This window comes from Saccharopolyspora indica, from assembly GCF_027853965.1.
Classification (GTDB): domain Bacteria; phylum Actinomycetota; class Actinomycetes; order Mycobacteriales; family Pseudonocardiaceae; genus Saccharopolyspora; species Saccharopolyspora indica.
Genome location: NZ_JAQGLB010000007.1, coordinates 1 through 12,786 on the forward strand (window position 1 = coordinate 1; position 12,786 = coordinate 12,786).

Genomic DNA, 12,786 nt, shown 5'->3' on the forward strand with positions numbered 1-12,786 from the left:
CGGCGCCGCACGTCCGCCCCCGGTTCCGCCGCGCGGAGCAGTCTCCGCGGTGGCATCTTTCGCCCACGCCGACCGGCAGCGTTGACCGGCCGTGGTGGTGTGAGTAACTTCCGAAATCGTCCGATTTCGTGGTGAACTCTTACCGCCTGGCGAAGATCTGCCCCGCAGGGAGGCGACTGTGTCCCCGAAGCCCCGAACGCGCCGAGCCGCGATCGCGCTCAGCGCCCTGGCCGCAGGAGCGGTGGCGCTCACCGCCACCGGCGGCGCCAGCACGCCGCAGCGCCCCGCCGAGCTCCTCCAGGAGATGACGCTGGAGGAGAAGGTCGGGCAGCTCTTCGTCACCTACGCCTACGGCCGCACCGCCGACACCCCGCACCCCAAGAACAAGGAGGAGTTCGGCGTCGACACCCCGGCCCAGGTGGTGCAGAAGTACCACCTCGGCGGCGTCATCCACTTCGCGTGGACCGACAGCCTCTACGACCCGAAGCAGATCGCCGAGCTGTCCAACGGGCTGCAGAACGCCGCGGTCAACTCCGGTTCCAAGGTGCCGCTGCTGATCTCCACCGACCAGGAGCAGGGCCAGGTCACCCGCATCCACGAGCCCGCCACCCAGTTCCCCGGGAACATGGCGCTCGGCTCCGGCCGCAGCCCCGAGGACGCCGAGCGCGCCGCCGCGATCACCGGGCGGGAACTGCGCGCGATGGGGCTGAACCAGAACTTCGCGCCCAGCGGTGACGTCAACGTCAACCCGGCGAACCCGGTGATCGGGGTGCGCTCCTTCTCCTCCGACCCGGCGCTGGCCGCGCAGCTCACCGCGGCGCAGATCCGCGGCTACGAGGACTCCGCCGGTCCCGGCGAGACGGTGTCGGCCTCGGTCAAGCACTTCCCCGGGCACGGCGACACCAACCAGGACAGCCACACCGCGCTGCCGGTGATCGAGCACGACCGCCAGCAGTGGGAGCAGCTCGACGCGCCGCCGTTCAAGGAGGCCATCGCCACCGGGACCGACGCGGTGATGAGCGCCCACATCGTGGTGCCGAAGCTGGACGACTCCGGCGAGCCCTCGACGCTGTCGCCGAAGGTGCTCACCGGGATGCTCCGCGAGGAGCTCGGGTTCAAGGGCGTGATCATCACCGACTCGCTGCAGATGGACGGCGTGCGGGAGAAGCACCCGAACGCCGAGATCCCGGTGCTGGCGCTCAAGGCGGGTGCCGACATGCTGCTCATGCCGAACGACCTGCAGGTCGCCATCGACGGCGTGCTCAACGCGGTGCGCAGCGGCGAGCTCAGCGAGCAGCGGATCGACCAGAGCGTGGAGCGCGTGCTGGCGCTGAAGTCCGGTCGCGGTGTGCTGGAGAACCCGTTCGTCGACGTGTCCAAAGTGGACCAGATCGTTGGTAGCAAGGAGCACCTGGCCGAGGCGCAGGCCATCACCGACCGCACCACCACGCTGCTGCGCAACGACGGCGTCCTGCCGCTCAAGCCGCCGGCCAAGATGTTCGTGACCGGCGCGGGCGACGACGCGACCGCGGCGCTGGCCGAGCAGATCGGGGCGCGCGGGCCGCAGACCTCGGCGCTGGCCACGGGCCTGAAGCCGACGAAGGAGCAGATCGACCAGGCCGTCGAGCAGGCTCGGCAGAACGACGTCACCGTCGTGCTCACCAACGCCGCCTGGAGCGAGGCCAACGCCGGGCAGCTCGACCTGGTCCGCGCCCTGCAGCAGACCGGGAAGCCGGTCATCGCGGTCGCCGCCCGCGACCCCTACGACGCGGCGCGCGCCGACGCACCCGCCTGGCTCGCCACCTACTCGGACAAGCCGGTGGCGATGGAGTCGCTGACCAAGGTGCTCTTCGGCGAGATCGCTCCGGTCGGCAAGCTCCCGGTTCCGGTGCCGGACCCGAACAAGCCCGGCACCGACGCGTACCCGTACGGCCACGGATTGGGCTGGTGACGACAGGTGGCTGAGTTCCAGTTCTCCCGGCGCGGCATGCTGACCGCGGCTGCGCTGGCCGTGCCCGCGGTCGGGATCGCGGCGAGCTCCGCCTGCGCCGCGCCGCAGCAGTCCACCGACCTCGGGTTCGTGGTCCGCACCGGGGCGGACGTGCTCGCCGGGCGGAACTGGGACGACGTCAAGGGCCGCCGGATCGGGGTGGTGACCAACCCGACCGGCGTGCTCTCGTCGCTGGAGCACCTCGTCGACGCCGTGCACGCCAGCGGTTCGGTCGACATCGCCGCGGTCTTCGGGCCCGAGCACGGATTCCGCGGCACGTCCCAGGCGGGCGGGTCCGAGGGCGACTACCGCGACCCGCGCACCGGGCTGCCGGTGTACGACGCGTACGGGGCCGACGCGGCGAAGCTGGCCGGGATGTTCCGCAAGGCGGGCGTCGAGCAGGTGGTCTTCGACATCGCCGACGTGGGCGCCCGCTTCTACACCTACATCTGGACGATGTACACCGCGATGCAGGCCGCGCAGCAGGTCGGGGCGTCGTTCCTGGTGCTGGACCGGCCGAACCCGCTCGGCGGCCAGGTCGCCGGGCCGCAGCTGGACCCGCGGTTCGCCTCCGGCGTCGGGTTGCTGCCGATCGTGCAGCAGCACGGGATGACCGTCGGCGAGCTGGCCCGGATGTTCAACCGCGTCCACCTCCCCGAACCGCTGCCGCAGCTCGAGGTGGTGCGGGTCGAGGGCTGGAAGGGGCGCGCCGCGGACACCGGGCTGCCGTGGGTGCCGCCCAGCCCGAACATGCCGACTCCGGACACCGCCGCGCTGTACCCCGGCACCGGGTTGTTCGAGGGCACCGTGCTCTCCGAAGGCCGGGGCACCACCAGGCCGTTCGAGATCATCGGGGCGCCGGGCATCGACTGGCGGTGGGCGGAGGAGCTCAACACCGCCGGGCTGCCCGGAGTCCGGTTCCGCGAGACCTACTTCGTGCCGACCTTCTCCAAGCACGCCGAGGTCACCTGCGGCGGTGTGCAGGTGCACCGGCTCGGCGAGGTCGACGCGATCCGGACCGCGGTGACCATGCTCGTCACGGCGCGGCGCCTGTACCCGCAGGTGTTCGGCTGGCGACCGGACAACATGATCGACAAGCTGTCCGGCTCCGACCGGCTGCGCACGATGGTCGACCGCGGCGCCGGCACCGACGAGATCGTCGATTCCTGGCAGGACGAGGTCGAGGACTTCCGACGACAACGCGAACCGGATCTGCTTTACCGCTGAGGGGGAAACGCGATGGGCAGGACGATCTTGGCTGCGGTGGCTCTGCTGTCGGTCACCGCGCTGGCCGGCTCGGCGACGGCATCACCGGGCAACGCCAACGGCCACTTCGACCGCCCGCAACGGGGATTCGCTCCCAGCGAGACCGTGCTGCGCGACGGTTCTCCGGCCGATGTCGGGCTGGATCCCGCCCCGATCGACGCTGCGCTGCAGCAGATCGCGGCGTGGACGGAGAAGACGCCGGGCCGCGAGCACCCGATGTACGCGGGCGCCGTGAGCCTGCTGGTGCACGACGGGGTGGTGGTGCGGCGCGATGCCGTCGGGCACGAGGTGCGCTACTCCGACGGCGAGGGCACCGAGTTACCCGCCGACCAGCAGGAACCGATGCGGGCCGACACGATCTTCGACGTCGCCTCGATCAGCAAGCTGTTCACCTCGATCGCGGCGCTGCAGCTCGTCGACGACGGCGCGGTGCGGCTGGACGCGCCGGTCGCGGAGTACCTGCCGGAGTTCGGCGTCAACGGCAAGCAGGCGATCACCGTCGAGCAGCTGCTCACCCACACCTCCGGGTTGCAGGCCGAGGCGCAGCTGTGGAAGCTGCCCCCGGAGCAGCGGATCCCGTCGATCATGCAGCTCACGCCGGAGCACCCGCCCGGCACCAACTACACCTACTCCGACCCGAACATGATCACGCTCGGCGTGCTCGTCCAGCGCATCACCGGTGAACCGCTGGACCGGGTGGTGGCCGAGCGGATCACCGGGCCGCTGGGCATGCGGGACACCGGCTACAACCCGCCCGCGGCCGAGCTGCACCGAGTGGCGGCCACGGAGTTCCAGGCCGATCCGCCGCGCGGCATGGTGCGCGGCAAGGTGCACGACGAGAACGCCTGGTCGCTGGGCGGCGTCGCGGGCCAGGCCGGCGTCTTCTCCACCGCCGACGACCTGGCGACGCTGGGGCAGGCACTGCTCAACGGCGGCACCTACGCGGGCAACCGCATCCTCTCCGAGGACGGCGTGACCCGGATGCTGACCGACTTCAACGGCGATTTCCCCGGAAACGCGCACGGGTTGGGCTTCGAGCTCGACCAGCGCTGGTACATGGCCGGACTCAGCGCCCCGCACACCGCAGGGCACACCGGCTACACCGGGACCTCGCTGGTGATCGATCCGCTGTCGCGATCGGTCGCGGTGCTGCTCACCAACCGCGTGCACCCGTCGCGGGAGTGGGGCTCGAACAACCAGGCCAGGCAGGCGCTGGCGCAGGGCATGGCGCGGGCGCTGGCGGTGCGACCGGAGTTCGGCTCCGAGTCGTGGTCCGCCGACCGCCCGGGGACGTTGACCACCGATCCGCTCGGGCCGGTCAGCGGCCCGGTGCAGGTCACCTACAGCGCGTTCGTGGACGTCCAGCGGGACGCCGACGGCGTCGACCCGCTGCTGCTCGAATCCAGTGTGGACGGTACGACCTGGCAGCCGGTGGCGGTGCGGGCCGATGGCCCGGGAGCACCGGAGGGCGCCCAGGAGCAGCTGGCCGGGTCCGGGCACCGGAGCTGGTGGCAGGTGCGCGGTTCCGTCGCCGCGGAGCCGGGCGAGCAGGTGCGCTTGCGGTGGCGGTACGCGCCGGACGACCAGTACACCGGGCGCGGGGTGAACGTGGACGGCATCCTGGCCGCCGACCGCGACGCGACCCTGCTGGACGGCGAGCTCCAGGCAGACCGCCTGCACCCCGAGGGCTGGATCTCCACCGACCGCTGACGCCCCTGTCACGGCAGGGGCTGCCAGCGGGTGGTGCCGGAGTCGGTGATCGCGCGGCCGAACTGGACGTCGGCGAAGTGGATGCCGAAGCCGATGGTGCCCGGTTCCCGGAGGTCTTCCACCAGGTCCTGACGGGTGCGGATCGCCTCGGCGCGGTCGACGTCGGCCCAGACCGGCCAGGTCGGTTCGGCGATCTGCACCGCGCTGTGCAACGCGTCGCCGAAGGCGATCAGGCGCTGGTCGCCCGAGGTGAGCGCGTACGCCGCATGGCCGGGCGTGTGGCCGGAGGAGTTGCGCACGCGCACGCCCGGGAAGATCTCCTGCCCGTCGTGGACGGTTTCGACCTGCCGCTCCAGCGCGACCAGCATCTCGTCGGTGACGTCCTCGGCGTGCTCGTCGCGGAGCTTCCACTCCTGCTCCGCCAGCAGGAACCGCGCCGCCGGGAAGGCACCGTGGTGCGCCCAGCCGATGTGGTCGGTGTGCAGGTGGGTGATCGCGACCGCTTCGATCTCATCGGGAGCGCGCCCCAGCACCGCCAGGTTCTCCAGCAGGTCACCGCCGCGGGTCGCGCCGATGATCTGGTTGCCCGGGTCGTCGGGCCGGGCGGCCGGGCCGAATCCGGCGTCGATCAGCATCGCCCGCGAGCCGTGCTCGACGAGCAGTCCGCCGATGCTGGCGACCAGCTGCCCAGCGCCGTCGAGGTGTTGCGCGCGTTCGCGCCAGTCGTCTTCCGAGGTCTCCAGGAACCAGCCGCGCGGCTTGAGGCCGACGACGCCGTCCGGGACGTAGCTGATCCGCAGGTCGCCGAGCTCGATCGACCGGATGCCCGCTGCTGTGCTCCACCGCTGTTCCGCAATCATGGCGATTAACTTACAACTAGAACTATTCTAATTGCAACATCTCTAACTTGGTAGGATGCTCGCATGGACCGGTCCGCGGAAACCCGCGAGCTCTGCAGCCTGATCAGCGAGCTCGCGCACGACATCGAGGAGCACGTGCGGCGCTGCGTCGCGGACAGCGAGCTCACGGCGTCCCAGGCGATCGCCCTGCGCGAGCTGGCCGAACCGCTGAGCATGCGCGAACTCGCCAACCGGATGCACTGCGCGACCTCGAACGTGACCTTCGTGATCGACCGCCTGGAGAAGCAGGGCCTGGTCACCCGCCGCCCGCACCCCACCGACCGCCGCGCGAAGGAGATCGCGCTGACCGAGGAAGGCGCGCAGCAGCGGACGCGGATCATCGAGCGCTTCTCGGTCAACACCCCGCTGTCCGGGCTCGACGCGGACGAGCAGCAGAGCCTGCACGAGCTCCTGCGACGCGCCCTGTCCGCCCGCTGAGGAATTCCCCGCACCCGGATGCGTTCTCAAGATCGAGAACCGTCTTCCGGAAGGAACACCGCGTGTCCCACCAGATCATCAACCCGGCGACCCTGCACGACCCGGTCCGCTTCGGCTACAGCCACGTCGCCGACACCTCCACCGGACTGGTGTTCATCGCAGGCCAGTACGCCTCCGACGGCAACGGCGAGGTGACCTCGAACGACTTCGCCGAGCAGGTCGAGCAGTCGCTGGCCAACCTGCGCACCGCGCTCGCCGCCGCCGACCTGGACTTCGGCCACGTCGTGCAGCTGCGCACCTACGTCGTCGACCACGACCTCGACAAGCTCGCCGTGATCGGCAGGCTCATCGGCGAGATCTGGGGCGATCAGCCGCCCACCCAGACGCTCACCGGCGTGGCCGCGCTGGCGCTGCCGGGCATGCTCTTCGAGATCGACGCCGTCGCCGCGCGGCCCTGACATCGAGTCGCGGGCTCCACGACCGGCGGGCAGGGTCGGACGCGAACCGCAACGCCTCGGAAGGAGTCGAGATGTCGGGGATTCCGCAGGACCGGGAGGACATCCTGAGCAAGCGGGCCTTCGGGCACGTGGCCACCATCGGCCCGAACGGTGAACCGCAGTCCAGCCCGGTGTGGATCGACTGGGACGGCCGGTACCTGAAGTTCAGCCAGACCAAGACTCGGCAGAAGTACCGGAACCTGAAGCGCGAACCGCGCATCTCCGTCTCGGTGCACGACCCGGACCAGCCCTACCGCTACGTCGAGGTGCGCGGCCGGGTCGCCAAGGTCGAGGACGACCAGGACAACCGGTTCATCGACAAGATGGCCAAGAAGTACCTCGACGAGGACCGGTACCCGTGGCCCAAGCCGGGCGACGAGCGCGTGATCGTCTACGTCGAACCGGAGCACACCACCAAGCAGTGACCGCCCGCGGTGTCAATTTCGCACGAAATTGACCGTCACCCGGGTGAACGTCAATTTCGCACGAAATTGACGCGGCCCCGGGTGACGGAGCTGGTCGGGGACGTTGGGGTGGCGCCACGACCGGGTCGCTGCCGAGCCCGGTCGGCATGTCGCGCGCCGCCGTTCCTCCCGGGTGCGCGGGAGCTCTGAGCGCGGCGGTCCGGGCTGGTGCTCAGGGGCGATGACGGTCCGGTTCGGGAAAACCTACCTATTACCCCTTTCGGAGTAGTTGCCGGCGGATGCAACCTGGGTAGGAAGTTGCCCCGTCTTCCCGGTGGAAACCCGGAAGAGGGCCATTGACCGCCAGAAGCAACGGTTAGTAAGTTTCCCACATGGCCACTGACGACACGTCCCGCGAATCGGGCGAGGCGAGCCCCCTCGTCAAGATTCGCTCCTTGCTGCCCGGACTGGCCCGAGCGGAGCAGCGAGTGGCCAACATCGTGCTGGCCGACCCGGCGTCGATCTCGCGGCGCAGCATCACCGAGGTCGCCGAAGCGGCGGGCACCAGCGAGACCACGGTCACCCGGTTCTGCAAGGCCATCGGCGTGGGCGGCTATCCCGACCTGCGCATCGCGCTGGCCGCCGACACCGCGCGCACCTCCACCCGCGACCGCGAGCTCGGCAGCGACATCGCCCCGGACGACGACCTCGGCCAGATCATCGAGAAGGTCGGCTACGCGGACGCGAAGGCCGTCGAGGAGACCGCCGACCAGCTGGACGCCGCGGTGCTGCAACCGCTCGTCGAGGACGTCGCGCAGGCCCGCCGCATCGACGTCTACGGCGTCGGTGCCAGCGCGTTCGTCGCGCTCGACCTCCAGCAGAAGCTGCACCGCATCGGCCTGACCTGCTTCGCGTGGTCGGACACGCACAACGCGCTCACCTCGGCGGCGGTGCTGCGCGAGGGGGACGTGGCCATCGGCATCTCGCACACCGGTGCGACCGCCGAGACGGTCGAGGCGCTGCGCGAGGCGCGGCGGCGGGGCGCGACGACGGCGGCGCTGACCAACTTCGCCCGCTCGCCGATCACCGAGGTCGCCGACCACGTGCTGACCACGGCGGTCCGCGAGACCACCTACCGATCGGGGGCCATGGCCAGCCGGATCGGCCAGCTCACCGTGATCGACTGCTTGTTCATCGGCGTCGCGCAGCGCCACCTGGACCAAGCCCGGGCGGCGCTGGAGGCCACGTACGAAGCGGTGGGCGGCCACCGCCTCGAAAGCCGACCGGACCGCCGGCGGCAGAAGGAGGCGTGATGAGCCAGGACCGCGCAGTGCGGGTGGATGCTCCGACCGAGCGCAACAACCCGCGGACGCGGGACATAGATCTGCTGCCGACGCTGGACATCCTGCACGTGCTCAACGGCGAGGACCGCACCGTCCCGGTGGCGGTCGGCCGGGTCCTGCCCGAGCTGGCGCGCGCGGTGGACATGGCGGTCGCCGCGCTGCGCGCGGGCGGCCGCGTGCACTACGTGGGCGCGGGGACGTCGGGCCGGCTCGCCGTGCTCGACGCGGCGGAGCTGATCCCGACCTTCAACGTGCCCCCGGACTGGATCGTCGCGCACCAGGCGGGCGGTCCCGACGCCTTCCGGCGAGCCGTGGAGAACGCGGAGGACGACGTCGCCTCCGGTGCCGCCGAGATCCGCGAGAGCGCTTCGCCGGACGACCTGGTGGTCGGCCTGGCGGCGTCCGGGCGCACCCCGTTCGTGCTGGCCGCGCTGGACGCCGCGCAGAAGCTCGGGGCGAAGACCGCGCTGGTCACCTCGAACCCGGACGTCGGGCCGGTGCCCGCGGACGTGGTGATCGCGGTGGACACCGGCCCCGAGCCGATCAGCGGCTCCACCCGGATGAAGGCGGGCACCGCGCAGAAGCTGGTGCTCACCTCGTTCTCCACCGCGGTGATGATCCGGATGGGCCGCACCTACTCGAACCTGATGGTCAGCATGCTCGCCACCAACGCGAAGCTGCGCGGCCGCACGATCGGCATCCTGCAGGAGGCGACCAGCGCCTCCGAGGAGATCTGCGAAGCGGCGCTGACGGCCTCCGGCGGAGACCTGAAGACGGCGCTGGTGCACCTGCTGACCGGCGCCGACGTCGAGAGCTCGGCGGCAGCGCTGGCGGTGGCCGACGGCCAGGTCAGGGAGGCCCTCCGGGCCCTCACGCAGTAGCGCCGAGCTCGTAGCAGCGGCGGACGCTGGAGCCCAGGACGGCGATGTCCGCTCCGTAGACGTGGATCGAGATCGCCTTCACCGACCCCGCGTTGCGGACCAGGTGGATGTCCCCCGGCGGCGCGAAACCGCACACCTCTCCGGGGTGGTTGGTGGTCTCCTCCGCCGGGGCCAGGCGGTCGTCGCGCAGGACGTAGCGCTGCTCGTGCTCCACGCCTTCGCGCACTCCCGTGACGCACCAGGAGATGTGGTCGTGCACCGGCGTCTGCTGGCCGGGCAGCCACACGAGGGCGACGACCGAGAAGCTGCCGTCGGGTTCCACGTGCAGCACGTGCTGCCGGTAGTGGTCGGGGTCGCCGACGCACTGCGCCGGGCTCAGCAGGCCGGGCGCGGTGAGGAAGGGCCGCAGCGCGTCCTCGACCAGTTCGGCGGTCTGCGCCGCGGGCAGCCCGCGCCGCACCTGCTCGCGAATGGTTCCAACCAGTTCGATCAGCTGCGAGGTCATGCGAATCACCTTGCCCGGCGGGCAATCCGCACGTCGACGGCAGAAAACTTGGCCGCTCCCAAAGCTTTGCTTGGACATTCACGGGCGAGTCGCTGCGCCCACCTGGCGGAACGTCTCCAGCATCAGCGCGGTGGCCGGGATGCGGTGGTGGTCGCGCAGCACGTACGCCGACACCCGGCGGTCGTCGAGCTTGCGCACGCGGCGGCTGATCACCTCCGGGTGCCGCAGGAACGACAGCACCAGACCGGGCATCAGCGCGATCCCGATGCCCGCCGCGACCAGGCCCTGCACCGCGAGGTTGTCGTCGGTGGTGAAGGCGATGTCCGGTTCGAAACCGACCGCGCGGCACTCCTGCACGAAGTGGTCGCGGCAGCGGGTGCACCCCGCGATCCACCGCTCACCGGCGAGATCGGCCAGCTCCACCGACGGGCGCTCGGCCAGCCGGTGCCCGCTGGGCAGCACGACCACCACCGGATCGTCCAGCACCGCCACGCCGAGCAGGTCGCCGTCGTCCAGCTGGTCGGCCGCTCCCGGGTAGGTGAACGCCAGCGCGACGTCGCACTCGCCGCGCCGCAAGGTCTCCACCGAATCAGGTGGCTCCGCCTCGATGAGCTGGATGCGCAGGTCCGGGTGGCGGCGGGCGATGCGCGCCGCCACCGCGGGCACGATCGTGGCGCTGGCGCTGGGGAACGCGCAGATCCGGATGTGCCCGGCGCGCAGCTGCCGGATCGCGGTGATCTGGTTCTGCGCGGCGGCGAGGTCGCGCAGCGCGGAACCCGCGTGCCTGGCCAGCACCTCGCCGGCCGCGGTCAACCGCAGCGATCGCCCCGACCTGGCGAACAGCGGCGTGCCGACGGCTCGTTCCAGGGCTCGCATCTGCTGGCTGACCGCGGGCTGGCTGTAGCCGAGCTCGCGCGCCGCACCGGCGTACGAACCGGCGCGGACCACGGCGTGGAACATCCGGATGTACCGCGGGTCCACCATCTTGAAAAGATCTCACGTTCGCCTCGGCGGCGGCAGTGCTGATCCGGGGCCCGCGCAGCCGGTCAGGCCGGGAGGGTGGCGGCGACGTTGCGGTAGGCGTCGGTGACCAGGCTCCAGAAGCCCTCGGTGTTCAGCTCCGTCGGGACGATCGCGTTGTGGGCGTCGGCCGGGGCCGCGAAGTCGGTGACCGTCATGCCGGAGGTGAACCGGCCCTGCGTCTCGACGTCGACGCGAGCCGGGACCGACTCGAACAGGCCGGGGTCGATCACGTACGCCACCGCGCACGCGTCGTGGATCGCCGGGCCCTTCTCCTGGTAGCTGACGTGGCTGCCGTAGAAGTCCAGGCACGGCGTGAGCAGCTCCGCGTCCAGCCTGCCGAGGTCGGCGAACCCCGCGCGCACCTCGGCGCTCGCGCGCGCCTGGTGGGTGAGGTCGAGGCCGATCATGACCGTCCGCCACGGCGCGCCGAAGGCCACCGCGGCGGCTTCCGGATCGGCGACGATGTTGAACTCGGCGGCCGGATTCGTGTTCCCACGGGTGAAAGAGCCACCCATGATGACGAATTCCTTCACCCACTCGGTAATTCGTGGTTCCTTGCGCAGGGCCAGCGCGATGTTGGTCAGCGGCCCGACCGCGGTCAGGCTGATCTCGCCCGGCGAGGCGGCCAGGGCGTCGATGATGAAGTCGACCGCGTGCTGCCCGCTGAGCTCGGACTTCGGCGCGGGCAGCACCGCGCCGCCGAGCCCGGAGTTGCCGTGCACCTCCCCGGCCGTCCGCGGCTCGCGCACCAGCGGCCGCCCGGCACCGCGCGCCACCGGCGCGTCCATGCCGTAGAAGTCCCGCAGCCGCAGGGCGTTGTCGGTGGTGTGCTCCAGCTCGACGTTGCCGCCGACGGTGGTCACGCCGACGACTTCCAGCGCCGGACTGCCGTGCGCCAGGCCCAGCGCCAGCGCATCGTCGATGCCCGGATCGCAGTCGATCAGGATCTTCTTCGCCACGTCTTCCTCCGGCCGTGCTCGACCTGCTCGGTGGTCAGCCTTCCTGGACCGCGTCGGCGATCGACTTCGCCTCGCGGGCGCCCGCTTCGAGCGCCTTGCAGCAGTGCACGATCCACGCCGCGACCTGGTCCGGGTCGCCGGTCGCGAAGCCCAGCGCCAGCTCGGCGTACTCCTCCTGCCGCCGGAAGTACGCCACCTCCGGCACGACCAGGCCCTTCGGGTCCAGACCGCTGCCGATCACGCTCAGCCGCGCGGCCGCGCGCGCGATCACCCCGTCGGCCAGGCCGAAGGGCTGGAGCGCGAGCAGTTCGCCGTGCACGACCGCGGACAGCACCGGCCCCGGGCCCTGCGCCTTCGGGTCGGTGATGATCTCGGCGAGCAGGTCCAGCCGCTCGGCGATCTCCGGGTCCGCCTGCGGGCGGCCGAGCTGGTCCGGGTCGTCGACCAGGTCCGCGGCGGCGAGCACGTGCATCCGCGCCAGCGCCTGCCGCGGCGCGCGCTGCCAGGTGGGCAGCAGTCCGCCCATCCCCTCGGCGATCCGCAGCGAACCGGCCAGCAGCGGGTCGGTGACCTCCCCGGACTCGGGGATCTCCGCCGCGCCGCCCGCGATCGCCGCGGACGCGCGCGCGGCGCGCACCGACGCCTCCGCCGCGGTGGTCGGCCAGCCGCGGCGGTTGGCCGGGTGCCGGTGGACCTCGTCGATGGCCGCGCGGGCGGCGGCCACGGCGTCGGCCACCCCGTCCAGCTCGACCAGCGGTGCCAGCGATGGCTTGTCGTTCACGCCCGCTGACGCTACCGGCCGGCCGTGCCCCCGCCGCCGGGGCCGGATGCGACGTGTGCCACAGTGAATCGTCCGACAGCCCTGCGTGAC

At 71.5% G+C, this 12,786-nt stretch carries 13 protein-coding genes; 8 read left to right on the plus strand and 5 right to left on the minus strand.

What is annotated here, in order from left to right; all coding sequences use genetic code 11:
- Window positions 1–178: 178 nt before the first annotated feature.
- Genes OU416_RS16980 through OU416_RS16990 form a run of 3 tightly spaced genes read left to right on the plus strand, consistent with a single transcriptional unit; the run spans window position 179 to window position 4,966 of the window.
- On the plus strand, window positions 179–1,951 hold the full coding sequence (locus OU416_RS16980; RefSeq protein ID WP_270927957.1) for a glycoside hydrolase family 3 protein: 1,773 nt from the start codon (window positions 179–181) through the stop codon (window positions 1,949–1,951).
- A gap of 36 nt (window positions 1,952–1,987) precedes the next feature.
- The gene (locus OU416_RS16985) at window positions 1,988–3,217 is read left to right on the plus strand and encodes an exo-beta-N-acetylmuramidase NamZ family protein (protein WP_270928246.1); all 1,230 of its coding nucleotides are present in this window, start codon (window positions 1,988–1,990) and stop codon (window positions 3,215–3,217) included.
- A 12-nt stretch (window positions 3,218–3,229) separates the two neighbouring features.
- Entirely contained in the window at window positions 3,230–4,966 is a 1,737-nt protein-coding gene (locus OU416_RS16990; protein WP_270927958.1) for a serine hydrolase domain-containing protein, read from the plus strand.
- A gap of 8 nt (window positions 4,967–4,974) precedes the next feature.
- Here the strand turns inward: OU416_RS16990 and OU416_RS16995 are convergent, their stop codons facing one another.
- Window positions 4,975–5,826 carry an MBL fold metallo-hydrolase gene (locus OU416_RS16995; protein WP_270927959.1) on the minus strand — a complete coding sequence of 284 codons (852 nt, stop codon included), beginning with the start codon at window positions 5,824–5,826 and terminating at the stop codon, window positions 4,975–4,977.
- 63 nt (window positions 5,827–5,889) lie between these two features.
- On the opposite strand from OU416_RS16995, the gene OU416_RS17000 reads away from it, so the two are divergent.
- The 5 genes from OU416_RS17000 (at window position 5,890) to OU416_RS17020 (ending at window position 9,428) form a co-directional block, all read left to right on the plus strand.
- Complete coding sequence (locus OU416_RS17000) at window positions 5,890–6,303, plus strand: MarR family winged helix-turn-helix transcriptional regulator (protein WP_270927960.1); 414 nt, start codon at window positions 5,890–5,892, stop codon at window positions 6,301–6,303.
- A gap of 62 nt (window positions 6,304–6,365) precedes the next feature.
- The gene (locus OU416_RS17005; protein WP_270927961.1) at window positions 6,366–6,761 is read left to right on the plus strand and encodes a RidA family protein; all 396 of its coding nucleotides are present in this window, start codon (window positions 6,366–6,368) and stop codon (window positions 6,759–6,761) included.
- A 71-nt stretch (window positions 6,762–6,832) separates the two neighbouring features.
- Window positions 6,833–7,225, plus strand: a complete 393-nt coding sequence (locus OU416_RS17010) for a PPOX class F420-dependent oxidoreductase (RefSeq protein WP_270927962.1) — start codon at window positions 6,833–6,835, stop codon at window positions 7,223–7,225.
- Between the two features lie 371 nt (window positions 7,226–7,596).
- Window positions 7,597–8,517, plus strand: coding sequence for a MurR/RpiR family transcriptional regulator (locus OU416_RS17015; protein ID WP_270927963.1), 921 nt, complete (start codon window positions 7,597–7,599; stop codon window positions 8,515–8,517).
- A complete protein-coding gene (locus OU416_RS17020) occupies window positions 8,517–9,428 on the plus strand; it encodes an N-acetylmuramic acid 6-phosphate etherase (protein WP_372907186.1) in 912 nt (303 codons plus the stop codon). The genes OU416_RS17015 and OU416_RS17020 overlap by 1 nt, the downstream gene beginning before the upstream one ends.
- Here OU416_RS17020 and OU416_RS17025 read toward each other — a convergent pair.
- The 4 genes from OU416_RS17025 to OU416_RS17040 all read right to left on the minus strand — a co-directional run bounded on the left by OU416_RS17025 (window position 9,418) and on the right by OU416_RS17040 (window position 12,696).
- Window positions 9,418–9,933: a cysteine dioxygenase family protein gene (locus OU416_RS17025; RefSeq protein WP_270927965.1), complete on the minus strand. Its 516-nt coding sequence runs from the start codon at window positions 9,931–9,933 to the stop codon at window positions 9,418–9,420. The two genes, OU416_RS17020 and OU416_RS17025, sit on opposite strands and share 11 nt — an antisense overlap.
- A 78-nt stretch (window positions 9,934–10,011) precedes the next feature.
- Complete coding sequence (locus OU416_RS17030) at window positions 10,012–10,917, minus strand: LysR family transcriptional regulator (RefSeq protein WP_270927966.1); 906 nt, start codon at window positions 10,915–10,917, stop codon at window positions 10,012–10,014.
- A gap of 62 nt (window positions 10,918–10,979) precedes the next feature.
- Window positions 10,980–11,915: a nucleoside hydrolase gene (locus OU416_RS17035; protein ID WP_270927967.1), complete on the minus strand. Its 936-nt coding sequence runs from the start codon at window positions 11,913–11,915 to the stop codon at window positions 10,980–10,982.
- Window positions 11,916–11,949: 34 nt separating this feature from the next.
- Window positions 11,950–12,696 carry a Fic family protein gene (locus OU416_RS17040; RefSeq protein ID WP_270927968.1) on the minus strand — a complete coding sequence of 249 codons (747 nt, stop codon included), beginning with the start codon at window positions 12,694–12,696 and terminating at the stop codon, window positions 11,950–11,952.
- Window positions 12,697–12,786: the final 90 nt, after the last annotated feature.